Annotated in this window: 4 protein-coding genes; 3 read left to right on the plus strand and 1 reads right to left on the minus strand. The window is 58.3% G+C overall.

Going from position 1 to position 6,000, the window contains the following annotated elements; translation table 11 throughout:
* Positions 1 to 131: 131 nt before the first annotated feature.
* A complete protein-coding gene (locus tag EB809_RS01970; RefSeq protein WP_123632994.1) occupies positions 132 to 1,013 on the minus strand; it encodes an AEC family transporter in 882 nt (293 codons plus the stop codon).
* Positions 1,014 to 1,437: 424 nt separating this feature from the next.
* Here EB809_RS01970 and EB809_RS01975 point away from each other — a divergent pair, with 424 nt between their 5' ends.
* From EB809_RS01975 to EB809_RS01985, 3 genes are all read left to right on the plus strand, one after another.
* On the plus strand, positions 1,438 to 2,280 hold the full coding sequence (locus EB809_RS01975; RefSeq protein WP_123632995.1) for a formate/nitrite transporter family protein: 843 nt from the start codon (positions 1,438 to 1,440) through the stop codon (positions 2,278 to 2,280).
* Between the two features lie 56 nt (positions 2,281 to 2,336).
* Positions 2,337 to 4,058, plus strand: coding sequence for a bifunctional protein-serine/threonine kinase/phosphatase (locus EB809_RS01980; protein WP_123632997.1), 1,722 nt, complete (start codon positions 2,337 to 2,339; stop codon positions 4,056 to 4,058).
* Between the two features lie 1,278 nt (positions 4,059 to 5,336).
* A partial coding sequence (locus EB809_RS01985; RefSeq protein WP_123632999.1) for an IS1380 family transposase occupies positions 5,337 to 6,000 on the plus strand: 664 nt, incomplete at its 3' end.

Raw genomic sequence — 6,000 nt, forward strand, 5'->3', positions numbered from 1 at the left:
CACCGGGAATCATTGGGTTATCAGAACGGTATAGACCAGATATGTCATTTTTGTGAAATATGGAGCAGGCGACGCGCCAAGAGGTTGCCCGGGATCAAGTTTCCCGGGCATGGGTCCGATCGGGTGTCCCATCAGACGAAATGCAGGGCCGCAAAAACCGCCAGGAGGGAGACCGGCATACTGAGCAGGATCACCGCCGCAATATCATCCTTGGGTCCGTTGTAATGGCTGGCCAGGATATAGCTGATCACCGCCACCGGCATGCTGGCCTGGATCAGGATGGTATGGGCGACGATGGATTCCAGCGGCAGGACGGAGATCACCGCCAGCGCCGAACCCAGCCCCAGTACCACGCGGCCGATGGAAAGACCGACAATCCGCCACACCTGCCCCAACTCCCGCAGGTTAATCGAAGCCAGCGAGCGCCCCAGCAACAACAGCATCACCGGGATGGTCATGCCCGCCAGGATATCCAATGTGCGGGTCACCGCTTCCGGCGCTTCGATCCCGGTTGCGACCCAGACCAGTCCCACCAGCAGCGCGATGATCGAGGCATTCGAGAAAATCGCCTTGAACGAGAAGCGCCCGGACAGCAGCCAGACGCCCAGGGTGAAGTGACTGATCTGGACCACCGTGGACACCACCACCGCATGCACCAGGGCCTGATCGCCCAGCAGCGAGAACACCAGCGGAATCCCCAGGTTGCCGGTATTGGGATTGACCAGCATGGACAGGTAGCCGCGCACCTCCAGCCCGGACAGCTTCAGGGCAATCGCCCCCACCACCGCCGACAACGCCAGCACCGCGAGGATCGCGATCAACGTATCCGACACGCTCCAGATCGGCGTGTCCATGCCCAGCATGGCCTTGAGAATCAGGGCCGGCAGGCCGATCAGGGTCACCAGTCGGGACAGGGCCGGCGAATCGAGCAACGTGGTCCGCCGGGCCAGGATCAGGCCCAACACGGCACAGAAAACGACGGGAAACAGCGCGTTGAGGTAGGCCGACAACAAAACGGGAATCTCCGAATCCTTTCAAAGGTGGGCATTGTACCTTGCGTGCCCCGGCTTGGCAGCGCGATGAAAGTGGCCCCGGCAAAGCACCCGGATGGTGTCTGCGTGATTCATTATTGTGCATGCCTCGGCGTCAAGCCTGTGGAAAGCGGCGACCAGACGCCTCAAGAAACTCACTAATACGTTGATAACGAGTGCAATTTTCAACTTCCTGAAAATTGGGCACGGGAGTTGCTCTGACAACAACGACGTCGGGCGAATCCGCCCGGCCCAGACTACCGAAGCACGACCGGACAACGGCGTCCGCATCCGTCTGCAACGCAGACCCGGTGTGGCGTCGTTTTTTTGTGCCCGCCAAAAGAAAGCCCGCCCGATTGAGGCAGGGCCACACAACGTAAGTGACCACACGCAAGAGGAAGCCAAGATGTCCTATCTAGTCCCGTCGGAGTTCGTCACCAAGATGGTGGATGCCGGCGAATCCAAGATCTACATGTCCACCCGTGACACCCTGATCCGCGCCTACATGGCCGGCGCCATCCTGGCCCTGGCCGCCGTGTTTGCCGTGACCGTCGCGGTCCAGACCGGCGTCTTCCTGATCGGCGCCGTGCTCTTCCCCATCGGCTTCTGCATGCTCTACCTGATGGGCTTCGACCTGCTGACCGGGGTCTTCATGCTCACGCCGCTGGCGTTGCTGGACAAACGGCCGGGCGTCACAGTGGCCCAGGTGCTGCGCAACTGGGGCTGGGTGTTCCTGGGCAACTTCGCCGGCGCCCTGACCGTCGCCTTCATGATGGCCTTCATCTTCACCTACGGCTTCAGCACCGATCCGGGACCGGTGGGCACCAAGATCGCCGGCATCGGCGAGGCGCGGACGCTGGGCTACGCTGAATACGGCACCATGGGTTGGATCACCATCTTCATCCGCGGCATGCTGTGCAACTGGATGGTCTCCATGGGCGTGGTCGGCGCGATGATCTCCACCAACGTCACCGGCAAGATCCTGGCCATGTGGATGCCCATCATGCTGTTCTTCTTCATGGGCTTCGAGCACTCCGTCGTGAATATGTTCCTGTTCCCGTCGGCCATGATCATGGGTGGCGGCTTCTCCATCGCCGACTACTTCATCTGGAACGAAATCCCCACGGCATTGGGCAACCTGGTGGGCGGCCTCGCCTTCACCGGTCTGACCCTGTACACCACCCATATCCGGACCGCGCCCAAGCGCAAGATCGCCGCGCATCCGTCCGCCGAACGGGCGGCCGCCTGAGCGGTCTACCGTCCCAGTCGGCCCCTGCCCTCGCGGCGGGGGCCGCTGCCTCGTCTATGGAAAACCGACTGACCATCACCCTCGGCCAGCATTCCGACCGGGGACGCAAACCGACCAACCAGGACTTCCACGGCTGCCAGATACCGACCGGCGCGATGCGGGATATCAAAGGCATTGCCCTGGCCATGGCCGACGGCATCAGCAGCAGCGACGTCAGCCACATCGCCAGCGAAACCGCCGTCCGCGCCTTCCTCGACGACTACTACTGCACCTCCGATGCCTGGTCCGTGCGCCACGCCGTCGAGCGAGTGCTCACCGCCACCAACGGCTGGCTGCATTCCCAGACCCAGCGAAGCGATGCCCGTTTCGACAAGAACCGCGGCTACGTCTGCACCCTCAGCGCGCTGGTGCTCAAGGCCGACCGGGCCCACCTGTTCCATGTGGGCGACACCCGCATCTACCGCCTGAACGATGCCGGGCTGGAACAACTGACCCACGACCATCGCCTGTGGGTCTCTCCAGAAGAGCATTACTTGAGCCGGGCACTGGGCATCGAGGCGTCGATTGAACTCGATTACCGCTCCGTCGCCATCCGGCCGGGCGACCTGTTTATCGTTGCCACCGACGGCGTCTACGAACACGCCGAGACCGCCTTCATCCTCCAGTGCTGCCGGGAGTTTGCCGACGATCTGGACGACGCCGCCCGGCGCGTCATCGACCACGCGCTCGACAACGGCAGCAGCGACAACCTGACCCTCCAGATCGTGCGGGTGGATTCGGTCCCCCGGGACACGACACCCGACTTTCACGCCACCATCGCCGACCTGCCCCTGCCGCCGGTGCTGGAGGCCCGCGCGTCTTTCGACGGCTACACAATCCTGCGCGAACTGCACGCCACCAGCCGCAGCCATGTCTATCTGGCGGAAGATCAGGTCAGTGGCGAACGGGTGGTGCTGAAGCTGCCGTCCATCGATCTGCAGCAGGACGAGGACTACCTGGAACGGCTGCTGATGGAGGAATGGATCGCCCGTCGGGTCCACAGCGCGCACGTCATGAAAGCGGGGCCGCAAACGCGCCAGCGTCAGTACCTCTACACCGTCACCGAATACATCGAGGGGCAAACGCTCAAACAGTGGCTCAACGACCACCCGCAGCCCGATCTGGAGACGGTGCGCGATCTGATCGAGCAAATCAGCAAAGGCCTGTACGCCCTGCACCGAATGGAAATCCTGCACCAGGACCTGAAACCGGATAACGTGATGATCGACACCCACGGCACCGTGCGCCTGATCGACCTGGGCGCCGCCCAGGTGGCGGGCATCGAGGAAGCGCGCACCCATGACGATCCCCTCGCCCTGCCCGGCACGGCGCTGTATATGGCGCCGGAATATTTCATGGGGGAAGTGGGCACCGCGCGGTCGGATCTCTATTCCCTGGCCGTGCTCACCTATCACCTGCTGTCCGGGCGTTTTCCCTACGGCCCACAGGTGGCCAAGGCCAGGACCGCCGCCGCCCAGCGCAACCTCAAATACCAGAGCGTGCTCGACGATGAGCGCGCCATCCCCGCCTGGGTGGACGAAACACTGAAAAAAGCCCTGCACCCCAACCCGGACAAGCGCTACCAGGAGCTGTCCGAGTTCACCTACGACCTGCGGCACCCTAACAAGGCTTATCTCAACAAGACACGGCCTCCGTTGCTTGAGCGGAATCCGGTGGTGGTTTGGCAGGGGATTTCGGCGGTTTTGGCTGCGGCGGTGGTTTATTTGTTGGTGCGGTAGTTTTCCTCACGTGCTGAGAGCAAGCCCGGCCGCATACACATAAAACAGCACATTCAGCATCCCTGCACCAAGCAAGGCCAACGCCCTTCGCTCTCAACCTTTTCCCCCGACTGCATACTTACTGGCGGAAGATCCTCTGACGCAAGAGGCAACGATGGGGATCAGGAAGTCGAGTTGACCATGCTCAAAAAGCGGAGTTCAGCGGCAAAGTGACGGAAAAGTACGAAGCCTGCTATTGCGACATAATGTAGATGGATGATCTTGCGGGATTTATTTGAAAAGATGCAATTGCGACCGAGTATTATACGTTACGGAGTTATCCTCGTTTTGACGGAAAACTCCAAAAGCGAGAAACCGGTTACTGGCCTTACGTGACTGAAAGGGCTACGCTTTTCGGGCACTGGAGTGTCTCGCGCTGCGAAGTTATACGTCTGCGTGATATGCGTCAAATGATGTTGAATTAGCTGTTATGCTTGTTTGTCGATATGAATTGGATAGAAGAATCAAAAATTATCTTTTGCGAAAGCAAACCCGAGAACTTCGGGAGCTACACTCATTGTTGTGAATGTGCCGAGTATAATGAAAGATTAAAGGGGCGTGACTTAGACTCTCTAAGTCTGGACGACGTTTGCCCTGGCGATGACCCCTTTCATTTTTCATCTGACGAAGGCACAAAATACTATATGCCTGCATTAATTAGATTGTGTTTCGACAAAGATGATTTCTTTTTTGCACAACTATTATCACACTTAGAAAAAGACGGAAAAAATCACAGCCTTTTTGTATCATGTAATGATAGGCAGCGAGTATTTATTCGAGACTTTATAGAATTTATGATCAACACATATCCGAAAGAGCTTGAGTCACACTTGTGTGATCATCAGGCGTTTAGAGTATATGAAATATGGGCATCAGCATAACCAGTCGCACCAGCGGACATTTTTTGCGTCGCTCTTTTGTGTGGTGAGTACCACACAACGGCTCCTCCAAAAATCCCGCTGTGCTCGGCGTTAACTGTCATATGAGCTTCAGAGCAGAATTAGAGAAAAAGTGGAAGATTACTATCGCCTTATTGAGTGAGGCTCGCGCAGTTCTTTGCGAATGTCAGGGTGTGGGCAAGTATATAGCCGAGTACGATGAATACCTTGACCACAACGAGCTAGAACTAGCACTTGATATGCTAGCCCGGATTTCTCACAGGGCATAAAAGAAAGCGGCTGAAAGTGTTAAGGTTTCAAGACCTTACCCAAGAAACCAACACCAACAGCCGCTTCCAAAATGGTACCTGAAAAACTGACCTTCACGCCACTCGCACGCCGCCAGATTGAAGCTGATTTCTCCGGTGGCCACATCACCTCCGATGCCGGATTACTGCTGCTCCGTGAAGTCGACCAGCAACATGGACTGACTCATCGCTTGGCCGCGGCACTACAAGATCCGAGAACGCCAGAGCGGGTCCGGCACAAGCTGGACACGATGGTTCGTCAGCGTGTATTTGGCGTGGCTGCCGGTTATGAAGATCTCAACGATCACGAAGCCCTGCGCTTTGATCAAGCACTTCAGACGGCTGTTGGTCAGGACAACGATCTGGCCGGTAAATCCACGTTATGCCGGATGGAACAGCGAGCCGACCGGCAGGCGGTGGTGAAGGCCCATGAACTGCTCTGGCATCACTTCATCGAGCAGCATGACAAACCGCCGAAGGAAATCGTGCTGGACTTTGACGGTACCGATATTCCGGTGCACGGCGAGCAGCCCGGCAAGTTCTTCAACGGCTATTACGATCACCACTGCTACTTCCCGCTGTACGTGTTTTGTGGTCGCCATCTGCTGGTCAGCTACCTGCGCACCAGCAACCGCAGTGACAGCCGCCACAGCTGGGCCATTCTGGCCTTGCTCGTCCGCTTTATTCGCCAGTACTGGCCGGAGACCCGCATCGTAT

The organism is Marinobacter sp. R17 (assembly GCF_003789045.1).
GTDB lineage: Bacteria > Pseudomonadota > Gammaproteobacteria > Pseudomonadales > Oleiphilaceae > Marinobacter_A > Marinobacter_A mangrovi.